The 25445-nt window shown below is 62.1% G+C and carries 21 protein-coding genes and 1 pseudogene; 13 read left to right on the top strand and 9 right to left on the bottom strand.

The window, feature by feature from the left end:
• Positions 1-7 precede the first annotated feature (7 nt).
• Positions 8-943: an alpha/beta fold hydrolase gene (locus ACSQ27_RS23580; RefSeq protein ID WP_436157926.1), complete on the bottom strand. Its 936-nt coding sequence runs from the start codon at positions 941-943 to the stop codon at positions 8-10.
• Positions 944-951: 8 nt separating this feature from the next.
• Here ACSQ27_RS23580 and ACSQ27_RS23575 point away from each other — a divergent pair.
• Positions 952-2732, top strand: a pseudogene (locus ACSQ27_RS23575) (acyl-CoA synthetase).
• Positions 2733-2933: 201 nt separating this feature from the next.
• Here the strand turns inward: ACSQ27_RS23575 and ACSQ27_RS23570 are convergent.
• Positions 2934-3599: an OmpA family protein gene (locus ACSQ27_RS23570; protein ID WP_436157925.1), complete on the bottom strand. Its 666-nt coding sequence runs from the start codon at positions 3597-3599 to the stop codon at positions 2934-2936.
• A gap of 275 nt (positions 3600-3874) precedes the next feature.
• Here ACSQ27_RS23570 and ACSQ27_RS23565 point away from each other — a divergent pair, with 275 nt between their 5' ends.
• The 3 genes from ACSQ27_RS23565 to plsY all read left to right on the top strand — a co-directional run bounded on the left by ACSQ27_RS23565 (position 3875) and on the right by plsY (position 6264).
• The gene (locus ACSQ27_RS23565; RefSeq protein ID WP_436157924.1) at positions 3875-4936 is read left to right on the top strand and encodes an aldo/keto reductase; all 1062 of its coding nucleotides are present in this window, start codon (positions 3875-3877) and stop codon (positions 4934-4936) included.
• A 131-nt stretch (positions 4937-5067) separates the two neighbouring features.
• A complete protein-coding gene (locus tag ACSQ27_RS23560; RefSeq protein WP_436157923.1) occupies positions 5068-5580 on the top strand; it encodes an aminoacyl-tRNA deacylase in 513 nt (170 codons plus the stop codon).
• 51 nt (positions 5581-5631) lie between these two features.
• Positions 5632-6264, top strand: coding sequence for a glycerol-3-phosphate 1-O-acyltransferase PlsY (plsY, locus tag ACSQ27_RS23555; RefSeq protein ID WP_436157922.1), 633 nt, complete (start codon positions 5632-5634; stop codon positions 6262-6264).
• A gap of 22 nt (positions 6265-6286) precedes the next feature.
• Here the strand turns inward: plsY and ACSQ27_RS23550 are convergent, their stop codons facing one another.
• Together ACSQ27_RS23550 and ACSQ27_RS23545 are read right to left on the bottom strand one after the other, a co-directional pair.
• A complete protein-coding gene (locus ACSQ27_RS23550; protein WP_436157921.1) occupies positions 6287-6964 on the bottom strand; it encodes a retropepsin-like aspartic protease family protein in 678 nt (225 codons plus the stop codon).
• A 102-nt stretch (positions 6965-7066) separates the two neighbouring features.
• Entirely contained in the window at positions 7067-7552 is a 486-nt protein-coding gene (locus ACSQ27_RS23545) for a YajQ family cyclic di-GMP-binding protein (RefSeq protein ID WP_436157920.1), read from the bottom strand.
• A 45-nt stretch (positions 7553-7597) separates the two neighbouring features.
• Between ACSQ27_RS23545 and murB the strand changes: the two genes are divergently transcribed.
• A complete protein-coding gene (gene murB / locus ACSQ27_RS23540; protein WP_436157919.1) occupies positions 7598-8662 on the top strand; it encodes a UDP-N-acetylmuramate dehydrogenase in 1065 nt (354 codons plus the stop codon).
• 2 nt (positions 8663-8664) lie between these two features.
• Complete coding sequence (locus tag ACSQ27_RS23535) at positions 8665-9525, top strand: glycine-rich domain-containing protein (RefSeq protein ID WP_436157918.1); 861 nt, start codon at positions 8665-8667, stop codon at positions 9523-9525.
• Positions 9526-9555: 30 nt separating this feature from the next.
• Here the strand turns inward: ACSQ27_RS23535 and ACSQ27_RS23530 are convergent, their stop codons facing one another.
• From ACSQ27_RS23530 to ACSQ27_RS23520, 3 genes are read right to left on the bottom strand one after another with little or no spacing between them, the layout of a single operon-like run.
• Positions 9556-10986, bottom strand: a complete 1431-nt coding sequence (locus ACSQ27_RS23530; RefSeq protein WP_436157917.1) for a transglutaminaseTgpA domain-containing protein — start codon at positions 10984-10986, stop codon at positions 9556-9558.
• Positions 10986-12155 (bottom strand): DUF58 domain-containing protein, encoded by a 1170-nt coding sequence (locus ACSQ27_RS23525; protein ID WP_436157916.1) that lies wholly within the window; start codon positions 12153-12155, stop codon positions 10986-10988. The genes ACSQ27_RS23530 and ACSQ27_RS23525 overlap by 1 nt, the downstream gene beginning before the upstream one ends.
• 10 nt (positions 12156-12165) lie before the next feature.
• On the bottom strand, positions 12166-13119 hold the full coding sequence (locus tag ACSQ27_RS23520) for an AAA family ATPase (RefSeq protein WP_436157915.1): 954 nt from the start codon (positions 13117-13119) through the stop codon (positions 12166-12168).
• A gap of 618 nt (positions 13120-13737) precedes the next feature.
• Between ACSQ27_RS23520 and ACSQ27_RS23515 the strand changes: the two genes are divergently transcribed.
• The 5 genes from ACSQ27_RS23515 to ACSQ27_RS23495 all read left to right on the top strand — a co-directional run bounded on the left by ACSQ27_RS23515 (position 13738) and on the right by ACSQ27_RS23495 (position 21893).
• Positions 13738-14928 (top strand): Fic family protein, encoded by a 1191-nt coding sequence (locus ACSQ27_RS23515; RefSeq protein ID WP_436157914.1) that lies wholly within the window; start codon positions 13738-13740, stop codon positions 14926-14928.
• 267 nt (positions 14929-15195) lie between these two features.
• Entirely contained in the window at positions 15196-17538 is a 2343-nt protein-coding gene (gene hsdR, locus ACSQ27_RS23510) for an EcoAI/FtnUII family type I restriction enzme subunit R (protein WP_436157934.1), read from the top strand.
• A 19-nt stretch (positions 17539-17557) separates the two neighbouring features.
• Positions 17558-19051, top strand: coding sequence for an N-6 DNA methylase (locus ACSQ27_RS23505; RefSeq protein ID WP_436157913.1), 1494 nt, complete (start codon positions 17558-17560; stop codon positions 19049-19051).
• A gap of 2 nt (positions 19052-19053) precedes the next feature.
• Positions 19054-20787, top strand: a complete 1734-nt coding sequence (locus ACSQ27_RS23500) for a restriction endonuclease subunit S (RefSeq protein WP_436157933.1) — start codon at positions 19054-19056, stop codon at positions 20785-20787.
• On the top strand, positions 20784-21893 hold the full coding sequence (locus tag ACSQ27_RS23495) for an SIR2 family protein (RefSeq protein ID WP_436157912.1): 1110 nt from the start codon (positions 20784-20786) through the stop codon (positions 21891-21893). The genes ACSQ27_RS23500 and ACSQ27_RS23495 overlap by 4 nt, the downstream gene beginning before the upstream one ends.
• Before the next feature lie 228 nt (positions 21894-22121).
• Here the strand turns inward: ACSQ27_RS23495 and argG are convergent, their stop codons facing one another.
• Positions 22122-23450, bottom strand: a complete 1329-nt coding sequence (gene argG / locus ACSQ27_RS23490) for an argininosuccinate synthase (RefSeq protein WP_436157911.1) — start codon at positions 23448-23450, stop codon at positions 22122-22124.
• Between the two features lie 50 nt (positions 23451-23500).
• Positions 23501-23827: a pyrimidine/purine nucleoside phosphorylase gene (locus tag ACSQ27_RS23485; RefSeq protein WP_436157910.1), complete on the bottom strand. Its 327-nt coding sequence runs from the start codon at positions 23825-23827 to the stop codon at positions 23501-23503.
• A gap of 199 nt (positions 23828-24026) precedes the next feature.
• On the opposite strand from ACSQ27_RS23485, the gene ACSQ27_RS23480 reads away from it, so the two are divergent.
• Both ACSQ27_RS23480 and ACSQ27_RS23475 read left to right on the top strand, forming a co-directional pair.
• Positions 24027-24602 (top strand): RNA polymerase sigma factor, encoded by a 576-nt coding sequence (locus tag ACSQ27_RS23480; protein WP_436157909.1) that lies wholly within the window; start codon positions 24027-24029, stop codon positions 24600-24602.
• Complete coding sequence (locus ACSQ27_RS23475) at positions 24602-25375, top strand: anti-sigma factor (RefSeq protein WP_436157908.1); 774 nt, start codon at positions 24602-24604, stop codon at positions 25373-25375. The genes ACSQ27_RS23480 and ACSQ27_RS23475 overlap by 1 nt, the downstream gene beginning before the upstream one ends.
• The last annotated feature ends 70 nt before the right edge of the window (positions 25376-25445 follow it).

The raw sequence follows: 25445 nt of genomic DNA, 5'->3' as shown, positions 1-25445 counted from the left end.
CCGGCTTTCAGCCGAGAAAGCCCTCAATCAGTGTTGCCAGCTGTTCCGGCTGGTCGTGGTGCAGCATGTGGCCGGCGTCCTGGATCACGGCGACGCGGGCCTGGGCCACCTGTTTGAGCCGTTCGTGGTACTCCGCCAGGCTGTATTTACCCTGCCACCAGGTCGCCAGCGAATCGTCGGAGGCCTCGACGGCCAGCGTGGGGGCGCTGATGCGGCGGTAGATCGCCAGGGTCTCGTCGACGCGGTAAAGCTGCGCGCTGCCGATCTTGTGCGCGGCTTCGCCCAGTATCTGCCATTTCCCCGCGGCATCGGGGCGTGCCCAGTGGCTGGCCAGCCAGCCGGCCTTGTCGGCCGACAGGCGCGGGTTGGTTTTCATCAGGCGGCGCGCCACGCCGTCCACGTTGTCGTAGGACTTGAGTTCGAGTTCGCCGCGCCGCAGGCCTTTGAGCTCGTCCATCCATTTGGCATAGCGCCCCGGCGCCTGTTCGGGCTGGCTGGGCGGCAGGCCGAAGCCTTCGAGGTTGACCAGGCGGCGCACGCGCGCGGGCCGCACGCCGGCATACAGCATGGCGACATTGCCGCCCATGCTGTGGCCGACCAGGTCCACGGGCTGCTCACCCACATAGTGGTCAAGCAAAAAATCCAGGTCGGCGAGGTAGTCGGCGAACCAGTAGTTGTCGGCGGGGCTGCCTTCGGGGCCGGAAGCCGTCAGCCCGAAGCCGCGCCAGTCGGGCGCGATGATGGTGCGGCCTTGCGCGAAGGCGTCCGACAGGGCGTCGACCATGAACTGGTAGGACGCGGCGACGTCCATCCAGCCATGGACCAGCACCAGCGGCGGCAGCGTGGGGTCGGCGCTCGCGGGACTTTCCCAGAGGCGGACGTGATAACGGAGGTCACGTATAGGGACAAACTCGCTGCGGGAAGATCGTTTTTCTTTGTACATTGGTGCCCATGATAAAGAGACACGAAGCCAAGCGCAGTCAAAACAGGGACAAGCCGGCCGTCCCCAAATCCCCCGCCACCAGGCAAGCCGACCACTACGCGGCGCTGCACGCCGGCTTTCGCTGGCAGGTGGATGAATTTTTCAACATCGCCGAGGCCTGCTGCAGCCGCTGGGCGCGCACCGCGCCCCGGACGGCGATACGCGTGCACAAACCGGGCGCAAAAACCGTTCTCCATAGCTACCAGGAACTGCAGAAAGCCGCTGATGCGCTGAGCCATGTGTTGGCGGGGCTCGGGGTCAAGCGCGGCGACCGTGTCGCCATCGTGATGCCTCAGCGCCTGGAAACCGCGGTGGCCTATATGGCGGTGTTCCAGATGGGTGGGGTCGCTATGCCGCTGTCCATGCTGTTCGGCCCCGAGGCGCTGGAGTACCGGCTGCAGGACAGCGATGCGGTGGTGGCCATTTGCGACGAAAGCTCGATCGCCAGCCTCAAGGCGATTCGCGGCCATTGCCCGGCGCTGCGCACGGTGATCGCCGCCGGCACGGCCCAGGGCCAGGGTGATGTCGATTACGGCAGCGCTATCGCGGCGCAGAAGGGTGCCTTCACGGCCGTCAAGACCAAGGCCGAAGAAGGCGCCATCCTGATCTACACCAGCGGCACCACCGGCCCGCCCAAGGGCGCGCTGCTGCCGCACCGGGCGCTGATCGGCAACCTGCCGGGGTTTGTCTGCAGCCACAACTGGTTTGGCTTTGACGGCAAGGCCAACACGAAGTCCGACGCGGTGTTCTGGTCTCCTGCCGACTGGGCGTGGACCGGGGGGCTGATGGATGCGCTATTGCCCAGCCTGTATTTCGGCAGGCCCATCGTCGCCTTCAACGGGCGCTTCAGCCCCGAGCTGGCTTTCAGCCTGATGGCAGCGCAGGGCGTGACGCACACCTTTTTGTTCCCCACGGCCCTCAAGGCCATGATGAAGGCCTATCCCAAACCGAAGCAGCATTTCAAAATGACGCTGCAGGCCATGATGAGCGCCGGCGAAGCGGTGGGCGACGCCGTCTTCGCCTACTGCCGCGAACAATTGGGCGTGACGGTCAACGAGATGTTCGGCCAGACCGAGATGAATTACGTGGTCGGCAACTGCAGCCGCCTGTGGCCCGCGCGCCCCGGCAGCATGGGCAAGGCCTACCCGGGCCACCGCGTGGCGGTGATCGACGACGAAGGCCATGAATGCGCGGTGGGCGTGCCGGGCGACGTGTCGGTGAACCGCTACGACGTCCACGGCGACCCCGACCGATTTTCTTTCTGGGCTATTGGAAAAAAGAGGCCGCGACCCGCAACAAGTTCACCGGCGACTGGTGCCGCACCGGCGACCTGGCGCGCCGCGACGCCGACGGTTACCTTTGGTACGAGGGCCGCGCCGACGACGTGTTCAAGGCCGCCGGCTACCGCATAGGCCCCGGCGAGATCGAGAACTGCCTGGTCAAGCACGCGGCCGTCGCCAACGCCGCCGTGGTGCCCAAACCCGACCGCGAGCGCGGTGCCGTTGTCAAGGCCTATGTGGTGATCGCGCCCGACCAGGCCGCGGCGCGTGCGGCGCACCCGGGCGGCGCGGCCGGCTTTGACGAAGAGCTCACCGCCAAGCTGCAGGCCCACGTCAAGAACCTGCTGGCGCCTTATGAGTACCCCAAGGAGATTGAGTTTATTGACGCGTTGCCGATGACGACGACTGGAAAAGTACAGCGGAGGGTGCTGCGGCTGCAAGAAGAAGAACGCTTCAGGGCGCTTCCATAAATCCAATTTTCGGGCGCATGGCGGCGTTGCGCGGTGCTCGGAATCCTCATGCACCGGAGTGCATTCCGGTGTCCTGTGCTCCGGGCGCCTTGCCCTGCATCCCGACAATTGAATTTCTGGAAGACCCTGGTTCGTTAACTAATCTGACGCAGACATAAAAAAAGCACCCGAAGGTGCTTTTTTTAAGAGTGAAACCGATGCTCAGCGTGCAGCAACTTGTTCGGCGACGTAGATTTCGACGCGGCGATTCTTGTCGCGGCCTTGCTGCGTGCTGTTGTCAGCCACAGGTTCGCGCGAACCGCGGCCGTCCGTCACGATGCGGGTGCGGGCCACGCCGCGGCTGACCAGGTAGTCGCGGGCCGAGTCGGCACGGTCTATCGACAGCGGGTTGTTGATGGCGTCGGAGCCGGTGTTGTCGGTGTGGCCGATGATGGTGACCGTCGTGACCGGGTTCTGGTTCAGGCTGGTCGCGAACTGGTTCAGGATGGGCGCGAAGTTGGGCTTGATGGCCGAGCGGCCCACGTCAAAGGAAACGTCGCTGGGGATGTCCAGCTTCAGGCGGTTGTCGGTGGTCTGGCTTACAGCCACGCCGGTGCCCACGGTGGCGCGTTCCATCGCGGCTTTCTGGTCCTGCATTTTCTTGGACCAGATGTAGCCGCCGCCCGCGCCGACCGCACCGCCCAGCACCGCGCCGGTGGCGGCACCCTTGGAGCCGCCGGTGGCCGCGCCCAGCAGTGCGCCCGCGACAGCGCCTATGCCGGCGCCCTTGGCGGTGTCGGACTGGGTTTCGCTCATGTTGGCGCAGCCGGAGAGCATGGCGGCGGCCAGGACGGCGCAGCTCAGGGAAGTGGTGGTCAGTTTGTTCATGGAAGTTCTCCTCGGGAAAGATTGGACGATGTCGTTATGAAGCTGCTTTTTTGAAGCCGTGCCGGCGATTCAGGATTCAGCCACGAGCGATTAAATCGTTGGTGTGTGAATACTAGGCAGGCAATTGGTGAGCAGTTGTAAGACAAAGGCGCGAATTGGCCTTCCAGCAAGCCGCGAACGAAGCCCTTAAACTAGCCGTTTCGTGAACTCCGTCACACGGCCTTCCCATTGGCGCAACAGCGCTTTTTTCGTCCCTTCCTCTCAATCCAAATCCCATGAACAAAGTCCAACTCGGCTCCAGCGACCTGCAGGTGACCCCTATTTGCCTGGGCACCATGACCTTCGGCGAACAGGTGGATGAAAAAACCTCCCATGCCATCCTGGACCGTTCGCTGACGCGCGGCGTCAACTTCATCGACACGGCCGAGATGTATTCGGTGCCGGCGCGCGCCGAAACCTGCGGCTCGACCGAAACCATCATCGGCAACTGGTTTGCCAAAAACCCGTCGGCGCGCAACAAGGTGGTGCTGGCCACCAAGGTGGCCGGCCCCTCGCGCGGCATGCCCTGGGTGCGCGACGGCAGCGGCATGACGGCCAAGGACATCGTGGCCTCGTGCGACGCCAGCCTCAAGCGCCTGCAGACCGAGGTGATAGACCTCTACCAGATCCACTGGCCCGAGCGCCACGTGCCGGCCTTCGGCGCGCTGTACTACAACCCCGCGCAGGAGCGTTCCGCCACCTCCCTCCACGAACAGCTGCAGGCGCTGGCCGGCCTGGTCAAGGCGGGCAAGGTGCGCGCCATCGGCCTGTCGAACGAAACCCCTTACGGTGTGCATGAGTTCGTGCGCCTGGCCGAGCAGCACGGCCTGCCGCGCGTGGCCGCGGTGCAAAACCCCTACTGCCTGGTGAATCGCACCGTGGAAAACGGCCTGGACGAAACCATGCACCGCCTGGGCGTCTCGCTGCTGGCCTATTCGCCGCTGGGCTTCGGCCTGCTGACCGGCAAGTACGACGAGTCGGGCTTTGAAGGCCCGACCGCGCCGAAAGAGGCGCGCATCGCCAAGTTCGAATCGACGCGCAAGCAGCGCTGGGGCCGCCCCGAGGCGCTGGCCGCCGCGCGCCGCTACAACGCACTGGCGCGCGCCAACGGCCTGACGCCCACGCAGCTGGCCCTGGCTTTTTGCTACACCAAGTGGCAAGTGGCCAGCACCATCATCGGTGTGACCTCGGTCGCGCAGCTCGATGAGGACCTGGATGTCTGGGGCACCACGCTGACGCCGGAAGTACTCGCCGACATCGACAAAATCCGCTGGGACTCGCGCGACCCGGCACTGTGACTGGATCCGGGGAGCGCGGCGCATGGTTCGCTACTCACTCTTAAGCAAGCATGGGCCGCGGAACCGGCTTTGCCGGGCCGCAGGCGCAGCGGCCCCCTCGGGGGGCAGGGAGCTACACGGAGTGAGCGACCGTGGGGGCTAAGAAGCACGTCAGTGAAACGCCGGCCACGCAACTGCTGAAGGCCAACAAGGTCGACTTCACCGAGCACCCCTACGAGTACCTGGAGCACGGCGGCGCCCAGCACAGCGCCGAGGTGCTGGGTTTGGACCCCTTCACCGTCGTCAAGACTTTGGTGATGCAGGACCAGGACGCCAAACCGCTGTTGGTGCTGATGCACGGCAACCGCAAGGTCTCGACCAAAAACCTGGCGCGGCAGATAGGCGCCAAGTCGGTCGAGCCCTGCAAGCCAGAAGTCGCCAACCGCCACAGCGGCTACCTGGTGGGCGGCACCTCGCCCTTCGGCACGCGCAAAGCCATGCCGGTCTATATCGAGGAAAGCATCCTGGCTTTGCCTAGAATCGCCATCAACGGCGGGCGGCGCGGCTACCTGGTCGGGATGGACCCGCAGGTTTGTGTCACATTGCTCGGTGCAAAATCGGTGAATTGCGCGCTGAGCCTGGACAATGCCGCCGGCTACGGCTGACCCCGGCCCCCAGGGCCCGCAGCCACCACATATATATAAAGAGGGAGACCCATGGTTTACGCATACTCAATCGGCGCCACGCTGCTGGCCTACCTGCTCGGCTCGCTGTCCTTCGCGGTCATCGTCAGCAAGCTCATGGGCCTGAGCGACCCACGCAGCTACGGCAGCAAAAACCCGGGCGCCACCAACGTGCTGCGCTCCGGCAGCAAGCCGGCCGCCATCGCGACCCTGCTGCTGGACGGCCTCAAGGGCTGGCTGCCGGTGGTGCTGGTCAAGTGGTTTGGCGCCGACTACGGCCTGGGCGACGGCACGGTGGCGGCTGTCGGCTTTGCGGCTTTCCTAGGGCATTTGTACCCGGTGTTCTTCCAGTTCAAAGGCGGCAAGGGCGTGGCGACGGCGGCGGGCGTGCTGCTGGGCGTGAGCTGGATCCTGGGCCTGGCGACGCTGGCCACCTGGGTGATCATCGCTTTCTTCTCGCGCTACTCCTCGCTGGCCTCGCTGGTCTCGGCGGCCTTCGCGCCCCTGTATTACCTGTTCGGCGACCGCGAGGCCTGGTATGTCGACAAGGCCATCCTGGTGGTGATGTTCGCCATCAGCGCGCTGCTGGTGTACCGCCACCGCGAAAACATCAGCAAGCTGCTCAAGGGAACAGAGTCGAAACTGGGAAGCGGCAAGAAGGGTTGAGCCGCTCTTGATCGAAGCGGGGTCAGAAGCGACGGGTCAAAACCATCTCTTCGTTGGTGCGGTTCATTTGAAAGCGTGTCAGGAAGCTGTTCCCGAGCAGGATAAACGGCATGTCGCGCGCCGCCACCACGGCCGGCACATTGAAGACTTCCACATCACCGACGCGCACCGACGCGAGTGTGGTCTGCCAGCCGATGATGACGCCGTTGGCGGTGGTCAGCTGCACGGGCCGGCCCGATTTGTAGTCGACGCCCATGCGCTCGGCGTCGGCCAGCGACATCGACACGGCGCTGGCGCCGGTATCCACCAGGAACTGGGCCATCTTGCCGTTGATCTGGCCCTGCGTCATGAAGTGCCCGCCGCTGCCGGCCGTCAGCACGATGCGGTTGCCCTGTCCGGCCTGGGTGCCGGGACCGCCGCCCGCGCCCACGCTCATGGGTGCATCACCGATACGCAGGGAATGGCGCTTGCCGCCGAGGTCCACCACGGCCTGGTCGCCGGAGGTGGAGACGACCTTGACGCCCTGGTGCGTTTCCCCCGGGGCGACGGTCTTGGGCGGGCCGCCGTCCACAATCAGCAGGGCCTTGTTGCCCAGCATGCCGGCCAGGCCCACGGTCTGGGCCTGCGCGGCGCCCTGCAATAGCGCGAGCGCCAGCAGCAAACCTGCCGCATACGCAGTGGCAAGCGTGGGGCGCGACATTTTTCCGCCGGGCCGCCCCAAGGAAAAAACGGCCCCTTCTTTTATGGCAAGGGGCAGCGAACCGCCGAAGGTACACGCAGTGGGGAGCGTGGGGGCCATTTTCTAGTCGCGGAAGTTGTTAAAGCTCAGCGGGAAGTCGCTGATTTCAGCGCGGATCATGGCCATGGCGGCCTGCAGGTCGTCGCGCTTGGCGCCGGTCACGCGCACCGCGTCGCCCTGGATGGAGGCCTGCACCTTGACCTTGCTGCCCTTGATGAGCTGCTGGATTTTTTTGGCCTGTTCGGCCTCGATGCCGTTGCGCACCTTGGAGACCTGCTTGACCTTGTCGCCGCCGATTTTTTCGGACTTGCCGATGTCGAGGAAACGGATGTCGACGCCGGCCTTGGTGAGCTTGTTGCGCAGGATGTCGTTGATCTGGTCGAGCTGGAAGTCGCTGTCGCCGATCAGCGTGATGTCTTTTTCCTTCAGCTCGATGGAGGCGGAAGTGCCCTTGAAGTCGAAGCGCGTGGCGATTTCCTTGGCTGTGTTTTCCACGGCGTTTTTGACCTTGACCAGATCGGCTTCAAGAACGGTGTCGAAAGAGGGCATGATGCGAATCTTTGTTACGGGTGTTGGGGTGAGACAATCTCCCGGATGTTAGTCGAGAAAAACGTTCCGCTCCAGCATTCCAACAGCTTTGGCATCGTGGCCAAGGCCCTGAGCCTGGTCCGGGTGGCCGGCGAGGGCGATATTGCCGCCGTGCTGCAAGACCCGGCCCTGAAGGCCGCGCCCAAGTTCGTGCTGGGCGGGGGCAGCAACATTGTGCTGACCGGCGACGTCAAGCCGCTGGTGCTCAAGGTCGAAATCATGGGCAAACGCCTGGTGGGAGAAACCGCCAAGTCCTGGATCGTGGAGGCGGGCGCCGGCGAGAACTGGCACGAGCTGGTGGCCTGGACCCTGCAAAACGGCTACCCGGGGCTGGAAAACCTGGCGCTGATCCCGGGCACGGTGGGCGCATCGCCGGTGCAGAACATAGGCGCTTACGGCGTGGAACTGCAGGACCGCTTCGAGTCGCTGGACGCCGTGGACCTGACGACGGGCCAGCCCTTCACCCTCGAAGCCGCGCAATGCGCTTTCGGCTACCGCGATTCGGTGTTCAAGCACAGCAGCGCGGCGCCCGGGCCGGGCGGCCACGGCTTCGGCCTGGCGGACAAGGCCCTCATCACCCGCGTGCGCCTGGCCCTGCCCAAGGCCTGGAAGGCGGTGCTGGGCTACGCCGACATCGAGAAAAAAATGCAGCAGTCCGGCATCCAGGCGCCCGGGGCGCAGCAGATCTACGAGTGGATCTGCGAGATCCGCAAGGCCAAACTGCCCGATCCGCAGGTGATCGGCAATGCCGGCAGCTTTTTCAAGAACCCCACGGTGTCGCCCGAGCAGTGCGCCGACATCATCCAGCGCGAGCCCAAGATCGTCCATTACCACCTGGCCGACGGCTCGGTGAAGCTGGCCGCGGGCTGGCTGATAGACGCCTGCGGCTGGAAAGGCAAATCCGTCGGCAATGCCGGTGTTTACGAAAAACAGGCGCTGGTGCTGGTCAACCGCGGCGGCACAGCCGACCCCGTCACCGGCGGCGAGGTCATGACCCTGGCCAAGGCGATCCAGACCAGCGTCTACGAGCGTTTCGGCATCCTGCTCGAGCCTGAACCGGTGGTGGTCTGAGCATGGTGCGGCTGGCCAAGGTCTACAGGGGCCCCGAGGTATCGCCCTGGCGCCGGCTGGCGCTGCGTTATTCGCGTTCCACCGCCGCCATGCTGGCATTTGCCTGGGTCAGCCTGTTGCTGGTCGCCCTGTTCGCGGGCTGGCGTCCACCGGGCTGGACGATGACCACGATTTCCGTGATGTTCGTTTTCATGCTGACCGCGGGGGTCTGGGCGACGCGCGAACGCAGCCGTCTGGTCCGTGAAGCGCCGCTGCCCAGGTTCCTGCGGCGCAAGCTGATGGACAGCTACCCGCACCTCACCCTCAGGGATGCCGAACTGGTCGAGCGCGGGCTGCGCCAGTTTTTCATCGCCTGCCAGCGCAGCAACAAGCGCTTCGTCGCCATGCCCTCGCAGGTCGTCGACAGCATGTGGCATGAGTTCATCCTGCACACCTCGGCCTATCGCGAATGGTGCGACCTGGTGATAGGGCGCTTCATCGACCATGTGCCGGCCGAGGTGCTGGGCCGCAAAGCCTCGACCAACGACGGCCTGCGCCGCGCCTGGTTCTGGTCCTGCCGCGACGAGTCCATCAACCCCAAGCAGCCCAGCCGGCTGCCGCTGCTGTTCGCGTTGGACGCCAAGTTCGCGATTCCCGGTGGGTTTGTGTACCTGGCCGACTGCAAGGGCGTACGCCGTGACGACGGAACAGGCGGCTCGGCAGGCGCCTATTGCGGCGAAAGCTTTTCGGACGGCAGCTACAGCGGCGATGCCGACGGCTTTGGCGGCAGCGACTCTTCAAGCAGCAGCGACGGTTCCAGCAGCGGCGGGGATTCGGGTGGCAGCAGCGGATGCGGCTCGAGTTGCGGCGGCGGGGGCGACTGAGCGCGCCTGCGCTTGCCGCAGGGTCTTGCTTCAGGGCTTCCTGAGTTCGGGCGCGTAGCCTTTGACCACCTGGGTGGCGGCGCTGACCGCCCGGCGCATGCTTCTGGCCCTGGCGGGCGTGGCCTGCACCGCGCCAAAGCGGGTCTCGCAATACAGTTCCACCGCATGGCCCAGCCAGCGCCGCACCAGCGGCGGCTGGCCGGGCGCGGCCGCGACATATTCCCGCACCGACTGGCCGGCCTGGCTTTTGTGGCCGGCTTCGCGCAGGCACAGCTTGATGGCCTGCGCCGACAGGCGCATCGACAGCAAGGGGCGGATGGGCCCCGATAGCCAGGCGCCGAAATGCAGCAGCTCAATGCCGACCCAGTAACGCCAGCGGTAGATCAGCCAGGCCAGCACCCCTGCCAGCAGCAAGGCCAGCAGCGAAGCGATGGTGTTCGCTGTTTTTTCGAGCGACGAAGGGCTCTCGCCCGGAGCGGCGCCGCCGGAAGGGGCCTGGCCGTCCCCGAGCATCTCCCCCAGGCCGAGCAGTTTTTCGAGCAGGTTTTTCTGCCATTGCGGCATGGCCGGGTCCTTGAGCGCGGGGCGCATTTTTCCGAGCATGTCCTGCCAGCGGTCCTGCCAGCTCTGGCCTGACCCGCTGCCCTGGCCTTCGCCCGTGCTGTCTCCCCTGGCGTCTCCCTCGCCTTTCCCCTCGCCTTCCCCCGGACCGGAGGCCTTGCCGGCGCTTGGCTTTTGCCCTGTCCCGGCGCCGCCAGAAGAGTTGCCGGCAGGCTGGCCCAGCAGGCCCGAGGCGTCGGCCGCGGGCGGGATAAAACCGAAGCCGAGCACCGGCGGGCGGGGCACGAAGAAAAACAGCAGGGCGGCGATCAGCGTGGTGGCCGCGACAAAGCCCAGGTTCATGCCCAGCCGCGTCGCGTGCCCGATGGCCCTGGACGGCGCATAGTCCCAGGTCAAGGCCAGCCCGGCAAAAATCCAGGCCGGGCCCAGGTAGAACCACAGGGTCCAGTCGGCCGAACCATGGGCCGCGGCCATGAAGCTCACGGCGAAACAGGTCGTCAGGCACAGGTAGAGGTCGCGCCGGGTGTGCATGACGGGTGCGCGCGCGGCCGTGACCAGCAGCAGCAGCACGCACATCCAGCGCAGCAGCATGTACATGAAGAACGCGGGAAAAATCGCCAGCACCACGGCGAAAACCATCAGCACCATGCTGAGGCCTTTGCCCGCCGGGGCGGCCCGGTTTTTCGCGAAGGAGCCGGCCGTAAAGCCCAGCGCGGCCCATGCGACCCAGAACAGGCTTTCCGCCTGGAAGTGGCCGTAACGCCTGTCCAGGTAAGAAAAGCCGACGGCCACGCACAGGTAACAAAGCCCGGTGAACACCACGATCAGGCGGCTGGACAGCCTGTCCTGCGCGGTCCGGGCGGGGGCCGGCGAGGCGGCTGTGAGGCTTGCCGGTGGCATCAGCGCTGCCCCGGGTAGTGTGAAATGACCTGGAAGCCGGCTTGCGCCAGCGCAAGGGCCAATGCCGGCGCCAGTGCCTGGTCGCCGACCGCTTGCGCCGGATGGGTGGCGATGTACACGGTCACCGGGCAACGGCCCAGGTCAAGGGCCGAGAACTCACGCATCAGCAGCGAAGCCGCCCAGCGCGGGCTCACCACCACCAGCAGCTGGGAGCCCTCCGAAAGCCGGCCCTGGACCCGGCCCAGCGCCTCGCGCAGGGGCAGGCTGTCGGGCATCGCGCCGGCAAGCGCGCGGCGGATGGCCAGGGTATCGCGCAGCGCTTCGGCCTGCTGCGGCAGGTAGGCGCGTATGCGAGCGCCGGCTTCTTCCGCCGCTTCACACAGGCCGGCGACCACACGCAAAGCCTGTTCGGAAGGGGCGTCGGGCCGCGCCAGTTCGTTGCCGGAGGGAATGTCCGTCACCACGTGCAGCAGCGGCGAGCCGCTCTGCTGGAATTGCTGGATCACCAGTTCGCCGGAGCGCGCCGACGCCCGCCAGTTGACGCGGCCCAGGGGTTCGCCGGCCACATAGTGGCGCAGGTTGCCGAGTTCGAAGGACTGCCCCAGGCGGTGCGTCACCTGGTTGCCCAGCGGGTCGTGGGCCGCGCTCAAGTCGGCGGGCAGGAACACCTCTTGCGCCCGCGGCAGCACCAGGACGGCGACGCCCTGTTGGGCCATGGTGCGGCGGGCCGTGACCAGCCCCAGCGGGAAGCCGCTGGCCAGCACCACCTTGGCTAGGCGGTAGTCGCCGCGGCAGGGGAAAGTGATCTGGTGGCCGAGCGCGCAGCGCTGGCGCGCGCGTATGAGCGGCAGCGTGTGGCTCAGCACGATGGTCCTGGGGCCCCACTGCCAGTGCGTTTCCACGTCCACCATGAAAGCCGGCCACCAGGCCCGGCGCTCGACCAGCAGCTGCACGTTCGAGGCCTGGCCTTCGACGGTTTCCGAGGTGCCGCTTGCCAGCACCTGCAGCGACCTCAAGGACAGCCAGGGCAGCAGCAGGCCCAGCACGCTGAGTGTGGCCAAAAACAGGAACATGCCGAACACCATGGGGTCGTGCCGGTTCAGCGCCGACAGCAGCAGCACGCCGCTCAAGGCCAGCAGCACGCGGGGTTTGCTCAGCCAGCGTTCCATGCCGTCTTTCTTATTGCGGCGTGCGCAGGGAGGCCAGAATTTCCTGGATCAGCACGGCCGGGGTCTTGGCCTGCGCGCCCTGCGTCTGCACGATGATGCGGTGCGCCAGCACCGGTATGGCCAGTTCCCGCACGATGGCCGGGTCGACATAGGCCAGGCCGCGGATGCAGCTCAGCGCGCGGGCCATGCGGGCCAGGCCCAGCGTTCCGCGCGGGCTGGCGCCAAAACGGATGCCGGGATGCTTGCGCGTGGCCGCCACGATGGCGGTGATGTACTGGGAGATCTCCGGCGAAATCAGGGTGCTTTTGGCGCTGGTCACCAGCTGGGCGAACTCTGCCGGGCGGCACACCGCCGCGAGGCGGGTGATCGGGTGCTCGAACTGCTGGGTGGCGATCAGGCTGGTTTCCACTTCGGGGCTGGGATAGCCCAGCGACAGGCGGATCAGGAAGCGGTCCAGCTGCGCTTCGGGCAGCGGGTAGGTGCCCGCCATGTCGATCGGGTTTTGCGTGGCCAGCACCAGGAAGGGCTCGGGCAGGCGCAGCGTCTGGCCGTCCAGGGTGATCTGGCCCTCTTCCATGCATTCCAGCAAGGCCGACTGCGCGCGCGGATTGGCGCGGTTGATCTCATCGGCCAGCACGACGTTGGAAAATGCCGGCCCCGGCCGCAGCGCGAAACTGCCGTCCTTGGGGTTGTAGACCGGCCCGCCCACGATGTCCGAAGGCATCAGGTCGGCGGTGAACTGGATGCGGCGAAATTCCAGCCCGATGGAAATGGCCAGGGCCCTGGCCAGCATGGTTTTGCCCAGGCCGGGGACGTCCTCGATCAGCAGGTGGCCGCCGGCCATGACGGCGGCCAGCGCGAGTTCAACGCCCTGGTGCTTGCCCTCCAGCACCTTCTCGATGTTCCGCACGATGCGCTGCGCAAAACGGGCGGCGTCCGGTGCCGTCCCGCGTTCAGTGGCCATTTGGTCCATTGCTTTGACTCCCTTGGCGGGCAGTTTAGCCGAGCAGCTCGCGGGACCGGCGCTGCGCCCGCGCATGGTCAGTTGGCCGACGGGTTTCGCGGCAGCGAGTCCTCCAGCAGCGGTAGCACCGGTTCCGGCAGCGGTTCCGATGACAGCAGGGGATGCGGCTCGGGTTGTGGCGGTGGGGGTGACTAGGGCCTGTTAACGCTATTTATGCAAGATGCGTTGCGAGTCAAAAAGGCCTTGAGCAAGGCGCAAAACGCAGGCGGGGTAGACCCCGTCAAGGCTTTGCAACGCCGCGCAGGGCCTTTTTGATCGCAACCCAGAGGGAATGGGGTGAAAACAGCCCCACTCCGCGTTGCGCTCCTAGCGCAGACGCCCGGTCTGGGCGTCGTCGCGCGCCTTGATTGGGGCTGTTTTCACCCCATTCGCATTTGCATAAATAGCGTTAACAGGCCCTCGCTGGGTGTCACCACGTATTTGCGCCGTCCGGAAGTACCTGGTCAGGCAAAAGCGGCTGGGTTGGCGTGCGCGTGGGATGGGGAGGCTGAATTCTGGGCATCTGCCCTCTGCTCAAGCCTGTTTTTATACTTGCGCTTCATATTAAAGATTGGTTTAATGTGGTTCGATTCCATTAAAGACTTCTTTAGCACCATGCGCAGCACCGGCACCTACGTCCCCTCTACCACCTCGGGCGAGTCCGTGCAGGCGTTTGTGCCGCACGCACTGCCGCCCGCCAAGCCAGCGCTGGCGCCCGAGTGCTATGTGGAAGCCAACCGGGTGGCCGAGCTGGCGCTGGCTCGCTTGTCCGGCGTGGCCGGGCTGGTGCCCTCGGTGGACTGGCTGCTGTACAGCGCCATCCGCAAAGAGGCGCTGCTGACCTCGCAGATTGAAGGCACCCAGGCCACGCTGGCGGACCTGTTTGACGAAGAAGCCGGCTTTGCGGTCAGCAACACCGACGACGTGGAAGAGGTCACCAACTACCTGCGAGCCTTCCGTCTGGTGCAGTCGCAACTGCGTGACCCTGCCGGGCTTCCATTGAGCGTGCGTTTGCTGTGCGATGCACACCGGCTGCTGCTGGACGGTGCCCGCGGCAACGGCAAGCAGCCGGGCGAGTTGCGCCGATCACAAAACTGGATTGGCGGCACCCGGCCCGGCAATGCGGCGTTTGTGCCGCCACCGCCGGAGCGGGTGCCCGCCTTGCTGGCAGACCTGGAGCGTTTCATCCACGACCAGGACAATGCCTCACAGCCCTTGCCGCCGCTGGTGAAAACCGCACTGGTCCACCTGCAGTTTGAGACGATTCACCCCTTCCTGGACGGCAATGGCCGCATCGGGCGCCTGCTGATTGTCGCGCTGCTGGAGCACTGGGGCTTGTTGCCCGAGCCCCTGATGTACCTCAGCGGCTACCTGAAGCAACACCAGGCCGAGTATTACCGCCGCCTGTCGAATGTGCGCACCGAAGGCGACTGGGAAGGCTGGGTGGCGTTTTTCCTCGAAGGCGTGGCTGTCGCCGCGCATGATGCCGAGCGCAATATTGTGGCCATCGCCACGCTGCTGGCTTCAGACCGTCGCAGTTTGCTGGCTTCACCCAAGGCAACGCCCAGCAGCTACCGTTTGTTTGAAATGCTGCCCATGATGCCGCGTTTCACCATCGACCAGGTGCGCCAGAAGCTGGCCACCAGCTTCCCCACCGCCACGGCAGCCGTCAAGGTGCTGGAGGATTTGGGTATCGTCACCGAGCTGACCGGGCAGAAAAAAAACCGCAGCTACAGTTACACGGCGTACATTGCACTGCTGGCTGAATAAGAAATTCGAGGGAGGGGAGCATGCTTATCAAATCAGCGGACGACAAATCCAGGCGCCTGGCCTTGCTGCAGGATTTACAGCAGTCACCCCTGCTGGACGCCACCGTCAAATGACAACTCCTGTGCGTCTCCAAATCCTTCTAGGTAGGCCCCCGTTTTTCATGGTGATAATTGGGCGCGCGGGTGCTGGAGGCAGAAAGTGCATCCGGCGATTTCTGCAGGCATCCAGACGGTGTGCCTCAGTGGCCGGCACAACGGGAGGGCTGTGGTGAATTCGAAAGAAAAGAAAGAACTTAGTGAAGCCGATATAAAGGCCAAGTTCATCACCCCAGCCATTGTCAAAGCCGGCTGGGATGAGCTGACCCAAATTCGGCGCGAAGTCACGCTCACGCCAGGGCCCGTCGTGGTGCGCGGCAATCTCTCCTCACGCAACAAGAAGAAGAAAAAGTTTGCAGACTACGTCCTTCAGAAAGAGAAGGGCGTCCCGATTGCAGTCGTTGAAGCCAAGGACAACAACCACACAATCAGCGACGGTATGCAGCAGGCGCTCGGCTATGGGGACCTGCTCGATGTCCCTTGCGCTTTCAGCTCCAATGGTGACGGTTTTGCCAGCCACAACAAGACCGCTGCTCCCGGCGAAGATATAGAGACAGAATTCGGTCTCGATACTTTCCCCTCACCGGACGAGCTGTGGCGCCGCTACAAGCTGTTCCGAGGGATCACCGACGCCCAAGAGGCTTTAGTCACCGAGCCCTACTACGACGATGGCAGCAAGAAAGAGCCGCGCTACTATCAAGTCGAGGCAATTAACCGCGTGGTTGAAAAGGTCGCGCAGGGCGACAAGCGGTTGCTCCTGGTCATGGCGACTGGTACAGGCAAAACCTACACCACCTTCCAAATCATTTATCGCCTGTGGAAGGCCAAGAAGGTAAAGCGGGTGTTGTTCTTGGTGGACCGCAACATCTTGGCCGACCAAACTCTGGTCAATGACTTCAAGCCCTTCGGCTCGGTCATGACCAAGATCCGCAATCGAAAGATCGACCCGGCGTACGAGATTTATCTTGGGCTCTACCAGTCACTCACCGGGCCCTATGAAGAGGACAAGATCTTCAAGTCCGTGAAACGAGATTTTTTCGATCTGATCGTCATCGACGAATGCCACCGAGGCAGCGCGAATGAAGATTCGGCCTGGAAGGAAATTTTGGAGTACTTCGACAGTTCCATCCAGCTCGGCCTCACCGCCACGCCCAAGGAAACCAAGTACGCCTCCAACATCACCTATTTTGGCGAGCCGGTCTACACCTATTCGCTCAAGCAAGGTATCCAAGACGGCTTTCTAGCGCCCTACAAGGTCGTCCGCATCGACATCGACAAAGACCTTCAAGGCTGGACGCCACCCGCCGGCATGACGGACGACCTCGGCAACGCGATTGAGCAGCGCGAATACAACCAGGTCGACATGGACCGCGTGTTAGTCCTGAACAAGCGCACCAAGCTGGTGGCAGAACGGGTCATGAAACTGCTTAACGCCACCGACCCCTTTCAGAAAACCATTGTCTTTTGCGAGGACATCGATCACGCGGAGCGCATGCGCAAGGCCATCGTCAACGCGGCTGGCCCGTTGGCCAAAGAGAACAGTAAATACGTCATGCGCATCACTGGCGACAGTGTGGAAGGCAAGGCCGAGCTCGACAACTTCATCGATCCCGAAAGTAAGTATCCCGTCATTGCTACCACCTCAGAACTCTTGACCACCGGCGTAGACGCCAAGACGTGCAAGCTCATTGTGTTGGACAAGACCATCAACTCGATGACCACCTTTAAGCAGATCGTGGGTCGCGGCACGCGCATCGATGAATCGCAAAACAAGTTCTTCTTCACCATTCTGGACTTTAAGAAGGCAACCGAACTTTTTAAGGATCCAGAATTCGATGGCGATCCGGTGGTGATTTACGAGCCCGGCGATGACGACGACCCTGTTCCGCCCGATCCCCCGCCGGATGACGATGAGCCCTCCGAGGGCGATGACGGTGAACCCACCATCAAGAAGTTCGTCGTTAGCGGCCTGGAAGTGCGCGTTCTCGCGGAACGTGTCGAATACCTGGGGGAAGACGGCCAAATGATCACAGAGAGCTATCGCGACTACAGCCGCAAGAACATTCTCAAGGAATTTACGTCGCTCGACGACTTCCTGCAAAAGTGGAACGGCGCCAAGAAGAAGGCTGCGATACTCGAAGCCCTAGCTGAATACGGCATCGAGCTGCCGAATCTAGTCAAGGAAGTGGGCAAGGACTACGGCGATTTCGACCTGATTTGTCATATCGCCTTTGACCAACCGCCGCTCACCCGCAGCGAGCGGGCTTACAACGTCAAAAAACGAAACTACTTCACCAAGTATGGCGATAGGGCCCGGGAGGTGCTTGAAGCCCTGCTGGATAAGTACGCTGACGAAGGCATCACTAGCATCGAGAACAATAACGTCTTGAAGCTAGACCCTTTCAAACAGCTGGGCACCCCAGTGGAAATCATCAACGGTGTCTTCGGCGGCAAGGCCCAATATGAAGCCGCTGTGCAAGAGCTTGAAACTGAGCTCTTCAAGCAAGCAAGTTAATCAGAAACCTGGAATCTCAATGAGCAACGTCAGCGGAATCATCAAATCCATCCAGGACATCATGCGCAAGGATGTCGGCGTCGACGGCGACGCGCAGCGCATTAGTCAGCTCGTCTGGATGTTCTTTCTCAAGATCTACGATGATCGAGAAGCCGAGATCGAGCTGCTGGAAGACGCCTACAAGTCTCCTCTACCCGAGCACCTGCGCTGGCGCAGTTGGGCAGCCGACCCTGAAGGTATGACGGGTGACGAAATCAGCGACTTCGTCAACCTCCAGCTCTTCCCCACGCTCAAAACCAAGCTAAAGCTCAGCGGCCCGACAGGCGAACGCGCCAAGGTTATCCGTAACGTGTTTGAGGACGCTTACAACTACATGAAGTCCGGCACGCTGATGCGGCAGGTCATCAACAAAATCTGCGAGATCAACTTCAACAACACCGCCGACCGTCACACCTTCGGCGGCATCTACGAGCAGATCCTCAAAGACCTGCAAAGCGCCGGCAACGCGGGCGAGTTCTACACCCCTCGCGCTGTCACCAAGTTCATCGTCGATCGCGTGGACCCTAAGCTGCACGAAAGCGTGCTCGACCCCGCCTGCGGAACCGGTGGCTTCCTTGCATGCACTGTGGACCACAAGCGCAGCAATTACGCGAAGAACTCGGATGACGAGGCAGTGCTCGTCGCGAGCATCCACGGCGTAGAGAAGAAGGCCCTGCCGCACCTGCTGTGTACTACCAACATGATCCTGCACGGCATCGACACTCCCACGCAGATAGAGCACGACAACATGCTTAGCCGCCGCGCTTACAAGGACTATGGCGATGCCGACCGTGTCCACATCATCATTACCAACCCACCCTTCGGTGGTATGGAAGAAGACGGCGTCGAAAACCAGTTCCCCGCTACCCTACGTACCCGCGAAACGGCCGACCTCTTCATGGCCCTAGTCGTCAAGCTGCTCAAGGTGAATGGCCGAGCTGCTGTGGTGTTGCCTGATGGTTTTCTATTCGGCGAAGGTATGAAGACCCGCCTGAAGGAGATGCTGCTGCAGCAATGCCACCTGCACACCATCGTGCGGCTGCCCAATGGTGTGTTCAACCCCTACACCGGCATCAAGACCAACATCCTCTTCTTCACCAAGAAACCCGAGAGCGAATGGCCGGCCACCAAGGAAGTTTGGTTCTACGAACACCCCTACCCCGAGGGCGTCACCAGCTACAACAAAACCCGCCCCATGCAGGTCGAAGAGTTCGACCCCGAGTGCGCCTGGTGGGGTGACGAGGCCGATGGCTTCAAGGCCCGCAAGGAATCCCCACAGGCCTGGAAAGTCAGCCTCAAAGACATCACTGCGCGCAACTACAACCTCGACATCAAGAACCCCCACGTCGGCGAACAGATCAGCCACGACCCCAAACAATTGCTGGGCCAGTATCAAAGCCAGCAGAAAGATATCCAGAACCTGCGCGACCAGCTCAAGGCCATCCTCAACAGCACGCTGACTGGGGCGAATTGAGCATGGCCGCCGAGCAATTCATCACCGAGCATCTTGACCTGTGGACTGCGGCCATCAAGCGCCGCTCCACCGCAGGCCGAGGCTCATCCAGTAAGGCTGAGCTCTACGGCATCAAGAAGTTGCGCGAGCTGATCTTAGAACTGGCCGTGCGCGGCCTGCTGGTGGCGCAAGACCCTCAGCAAGAACCTGCAAGCGAACTGCTCAAGAAGATCGCCGCCGAGAGGGCGAAGCTGGTGAAGGACGGGAAGATCAAGGCTGACAAGCTTTTCCCTCCTATTGCCCAAGATGAAGCTCCGTTTGCAATACCGAGCGGCTGGGCGCTTGCTCGTTTGGCTGACGTCATCAACGTGCTTAACGGACGTGCTTATAAAAAGCACGAGATGCTCTCAGAAGGCACGCCGCTCCTACGCGTTGGCAATTTGTTCACATCCAACGAATGGTACTTTTCCGATCTTGAGCTGGAGCCCGAAAAGTACATTGACGATGGAGATCTGATTTATGCGTGGTCTGCCTCATTCGGTCCATTCATTTGGCAAGGTGGCAGGGTCATTTACCACTACCACATTTGGAAAATGGACTTCTTCAGCAAGGCTGATGTAAACAAGTATTACTTCAGGCATTACTTGCAAGCAATATCCGCAGCAATCAAAGAGTCTGGCAATGGGATTGCCATGATTCACATGACGAAAGAGCGGATGGAAAAGCTAGTGTTGCCTATTCCACCGTTAGCAGAGCAACACCGCATCGTCGCTAAAGTCGACGAGCTGATGACGTTGTGCGATCAGCTGGAGCGACAGACCGATGCCAGCGTCAGCGCCCATCAGACGCTGGTAGAAACCTTGCTGAACACGTTGACCAGCGCCGTCGACCACGCACAGTTCGCCATCAGTTGGCAACGCATTGCTGAGCACTTTGACACTCTCTTCACCACCGAAGAGAGCATCGACCGGCTCACGCAAACCATCCTGCAACTCGCCGTGATGGGCAAGCTCGTCGCCCAAGACCCCGCGGACGAGCCCGCCAGCGAACTTCTCAAGAAGATCACAACCGAGAAGACGAAGTTGGCAAAGGAAGGCAAGATCAAGTCGGACAAACCGCTGACTGCGATTGCCGAAGAAGAAAAACCTTTTGTGTTGCCCATAGGTTGGTCTTGGTCTCGATTCGACAGTCTCATCGACCCGGAGTATCAGATTTCATACGGCGTGCTTGTTCCCGGTCCTGATGTTGAAGATGGCATCCCATTTGTTCGGATCGAAGACCTGAGTTTGAAGAATCCATCTGTGCAGCCAAACAAAAAGATTTCACCCGATGTCGACCAACAATACGCAAGAACGCGTTTGGTCGGTGGCGAAATTCTCATGGGTGTTGTTGGCAGCATCGGCAAACTCGGAATAGCGCCTGAAAGTTGGCGCGGTGCAAACATCGCCAGAGCGGTATGCAGAATAGTTCCAACGAAATTTCTGCACAAGGAATACATCGTCCAGATACTGCAATCGAACTTCATGCGAAAAAGTTTTATTGGAGACACAAGAACACTAGCGCAACCGACCCTGAACATCGGGTTTATTAGAGATACGTTAACTCCGGTGCCACCTTTTGCTGAACAACTCCGCATTGTTGCCAAAGTCAACGAACTCATGGTGCTTTGTGATCGCCTCGGACATCTAATTTCGGAAGCTCAAGCAACTCAGGTTGCCATGGTTGATGCGATTCAAATGGGAGTGACGAGTCCATGAACCTCAAGGATTTACTTTCACATTACGCCGAGCATGCGCAGGAGAGCCAAGAATACAAAACTAACGAGGATTTCAACAAGCGCCTTGATGACGGAGATATAGAGGGATTCCAGCTGGTATTCAGGACTCCGGATGGAGGCGAGATACCAATAGCTCCAATCAGCGCGGCGCTATTTGTGTCTGACATTCCAACCTACCGACAGCTCGTAAAAGACGATTTTCTATTGCGGCGCAGAGACATTCTCGCGCTGGATGATTTCCCGACTAACGAAGGAGCCTACGACAAGCTTCTCAGTATGGTCATGCAGAATGCGACCGTCTTGCCGTTCGTAGGTGCCGGAATTTCAGTGGCCGCGGGTTGTCCTTCATGGTCTGACTACATTGTCAGTCAGGCCGTCCGTTCTGGCATGGAGGAGTTGGATGTCAGACAACGACTCAAGCAAGGGCAGCATGAACAGCTGATGGACGAGGTTATCAACCGTCTCTCCATCGATGTGTTTAGAAGAGACTTCACCACCCAGTTTGAGGGAGGACGGATTACTCCTTCTCTCAGTCCGGCAACAGAGCTTATAGGCCTTTTCGACGGTAGCTACATCACTACGAACTTTGATCGAGTGCTTGAGAGATGCCACGCAGAGAAGCGCGGGTTTGAAGAAAAGGTGGTTGGGAAAGAACACACCGGAAGGTTTTTGAAGGCGATTTACCGTAGCGAGAAATATTTGCTGAAATTGCACGGCAACATCGATGAGCAAAGGGATCGCGTTCTGACGCAGGCGGAGTACGTTGCAGCATATGGTGCAGTAGGTATCGATTACTCCCTTCCGATCCCGAAAACCCTGAATCGGGTATTCGGTAGCTTCACGGTTCTGTTCGTGGGCTGTAGCTTAATTTCTGACAGGTACCTTCAAATCTTGCGAGAAGTGCGTGACGCCGATTGGGAATTTTTGCCAGAACACTTCGCGATATTGAATGCCCCCGAAGATACCGACGAGTTTTCTGCAAGAGATCGCTTCATGGCCGCGCACGGCATAACGCCAATCTGGTTCTCTGACGGGGAGTGGGATAGGCCAGCCGAAATACTTAAACTTTTGCGACTCGAGCGCTGAAGTCAAAGGTCGGCATGCTTCGCCCTCCATGTTGCGAATTCAATGTGCTGATTGCGTTTCAATCAGTCCGATGTCACAACTTATTCAAGTAGAGGGAAATTTGAAGGCCATTAATCGCTCATTACGGAACAACACACTGATGTTATTCAGTCGGTTGTGGTCGCTTCCCAAAAGAGAAGCCCGCCAAGCATTCACTTGACGGGCCTTGTTTGGGATGGACGTGCCGGCTTATTTTCCCAGCTTCAAGAAATCATCCCCCTTGCCCAACTCCAACATCCCAGCATCGGAATAAATCCCCAGCTTGGCCCGCGTATCCGTAATGTCCAGGTTGCGCATGGTCAGCTGGCCGATGCGGTCGGCCGGCGAGAAGGGCGCATCTTCGACTTTTTCCATGCTCAGGCGTTCGGGCTTGTAGGTCAGGTTGCTGGAGACCGTGTTCAGGATCGAATAGTCGTTGCCGCGGCGCAGTTCCACCGTGACCTCGCCGGTGATGGCGCTGGCCACCCAGCGCTGGGCGGTTTCGCGCAGCATGATGGCCTGCGGGTCGAACCAGCGGCCCTGGTAGAGCAGGCGGCCCAGCTTGCGGCCGTTGTCGCGGTACTGCTCGATGGTGTCTTCGTTGTGGATGCCGGTGACCAGGCGCTCATAGGCAATGAAGAGCAGGGCCAGGCCCGGGGCCTCGTAGATGCCGCGGCTCTTGGCTTCGATGATGCGGTTTTCGATCTGGTCGCTCATGCCCAGGCCGTGGCGTCCGCCGATGCGGTTGGCTTCGAGGATCAGCTCGACCATGCTGCTGAAGGTCTTGCCGTTCAGCGCGACGGGCCGGCCTTCTTCAAAGCGCACCGTGACTTCCTCGCGCTTGACTTCGACTTCGTCTTTCCAGAAGGCCACGCCCATGATGGGGTTCACGATCTTCATGCCGGTGGCGAGCTCTTCCAGGTCTTTGGCTTCGTGCGTGGCGCCCAGCATGTTGGAGTCGGTCGAGTAGGCTTTTTCGGCCGACATCTTGTAGCCGAAGCCGGCCTTGGTCATGAAGGCCGACATTTCGGCGCGGCCGCCGAGTTCGTCGATGAAGAGCTGGTCCAGCCAGGGCTTGTAGATCTTCAGGCCGGGGTTGGTCAGCAGGCCGTATCGGTAAAAGCGCTCGATGTCGTTGCCCTTGAAGGTGCTGCCGTCACCCCAGATGTTGACGTCGTCTTCCTTCATGGCCGACACCAGCATGGTGCCGGTCACGGCGCGGCCCAGGGGCGTGGTGTTGAAGTAGGTCACGCCCGCGGTCGTGATGTGGAAGGCGCCGCTTTGCAGCGCGGCAATGCCTTCGGCCGCCAGCTGGCTGCGGCAGTCGATCAGGCGGGCTTTTTCGGCGCCGTACTGCATGGCCTTGCGCGGGATTTCGTCGTAGTCGGGCTCGTCGGGCTGGCCCAGGTTGGCGGTGTAGGCGTAGGGGATCGCGCCTTTGAGCTTCATCCAGTGCAAGGCGGCGCTGGTGTCGAGTCCGCCGGAAAAGGCGATGCCGACTTTCTGGCCGGCGGGAAGGTTCTGGAGGATGGTGGCCATGAGGGGTTCCTGAAAGGCGTGAAACGTGAAGGCGTGAAGACGTGGAAGGATTAACCGAAGTGGCAGATGTAGTGATAGGCGGCTTCGCCTGCGGCAACGCGGATCTCGAATGTGGCATTGCCGGGGACGCTGAATTTTTCACCGGCCGAGGACTTCACCCAGCTGTCGCTGCCGGCCAGCTTGTATTCGCAGGCGCCGGCCACGCATTCCATGATCTCGGGGGCGCCGGTGTTGAAGGTCAGGGTGGCCGGCAGGATCACGCCCACCGATTTTTTGCTGCCGTCGGCGAAGGTGATGCCGTGGCTCACGCATTTGCCGTCAAAGTACACATTGGCCTGGGTGCTGACGCTGACGTTGTCGATTTTTTCGGTGGGCATGAGGAATGGGTCTGAAAAAACAGGGAGGGGCGGGAAAAGGCGGAAAAAGGCGGGAAAGGGCGGGGAAAAGCGGGGAAAGGGGCTGGGGCGGCGCCAAAAACCCCTGATTTTAGGTCACGCCGCGCCCCGGGGCCGGGCCGCCGTGAATCCGTTGGGCCTTCTGCCGCGTATCCCCTGTCAATACCTCACAATGATCCTCATGAAATCAGAAAGCCCTGACCTTCAATTGATCGCGCTGATCGACCGCGTGGCCCGGGCCGACGAGTTGGCCCTGCGGCAGCTGTACGACCTGAGCTCGTCCAAGCTTTACGGCGTCGCGGTGCGTGTGGTGGGCAATCGTGAATGGGCCGAAGACGTGCTGCAGGAGGCTTTCCTGAACATCTGGCGCATTGCCGGCGACTACAAGGCCACGCTCTCGCCGCCCATGGCCTGGATGGGCTTGATTGTGAGGAGCCGCGGCCTGGATTTCTTGCGCCGCCGCGCCTCGGACCGCGCCGACCTGATGCAGGAACTGGACGAGGTGCTGTCGGACACCGTGGCGGGCGACTCGCCCAACCCCATGGACACCACCCAGGCCAGCGAACAGGCCTGGGCCCTGCACCAGTGCCTGGACAAGCTGGAACAGAAGCAGCGCGAGGTGGTGAGCCTCGCCTACCTGCGGGACCTGAGCCACAGCGAACTGGCTGAGCAATTGAAACTGCCGCTGGGGACGGTCAAAACCTGGATACGCCGCGGCCTTGAGCAACTGCGCGGCTGCATGGCGAGGTTCGCCTGATGAACATCCGGAACAACCCCTCCTTGATGGACCAACTCGCTGCCAGTTACGCGCTGGGCACCTTGCGCGGCGGTGCGCGCCGCCGTTTTGAGGCCCTGGCGCGCGACGACGCCACCCTGCGCGCCGCGGCCCTGGTCTGGCAAAGCCGGCTGTCCTCCGTCGCCGAGCTGCAGCCGCAGGCGGCGCCCAGCCCGGCGGTCTGGACGCGCATTGAAAACCTCGTCAAGGCCGACAAGGAAGCGCGCGCCATGCAGGCCGCGCGCGGCGCCGCGCCGGCGGCGGGCGGCTGGTGGGCCAGCCTGGGGTTGTGGCGCGGTGCCAGTGCTGCGGGTGCCCTGGCGGCGGCTGTAGCCGTCGTTGTCGGCCTGAATGTCAATTCGCGGCTGAGCGGGCAGGTCAGCGAGCTGTCGGCCAAACTCACGGCCACGCCGGAGATCGAATACGTGGCCGTGCTGACGGATGACAAGGCGTCGGCCTCGCTGCTGGTGACTTTTGACCCGAAGAACAAGACCCTGGTGCTCAAGCGCGTGGGTGGCTTCCGGGAGCAGGCCGACAAGTCGCTGGAGCTGTGGGCCTTGCCCCCCGGCGCGGCGCCCAGGTCGCTGGGGGTGCTCAATACGGACCCGGTGGTGCGCCTGGCCGCCGCGGGCACCGACATGCGGCAGGTGCCGACGCTGGCGATCACGCTGGAGCCCAAGGGCGGCGTGCCGCCGGGCAGCGGGCCTACGGGGCCCGTGCTGTTCAAGGGCGCCTTGATCGAGACGCCTAAATAAGGACCATCAGAAGCAGGCAATAAAAAAGGGCGCTGGTTGCGCCCTTTTTTGATGGAACCGGAAGCGGCGG

The organism is Polaromonas sp. LjRoot131, assembly GCF_964252805.1.
Classification (GTDB): Bacteria; Pseudomonadota; Gammaproteobacteria; order Burkholderiales; family Burkholderiaceae_C; genus Polaromonas.
This window is presented reverse-complemented; position numbering and strand designations above follow the sequence as displayed.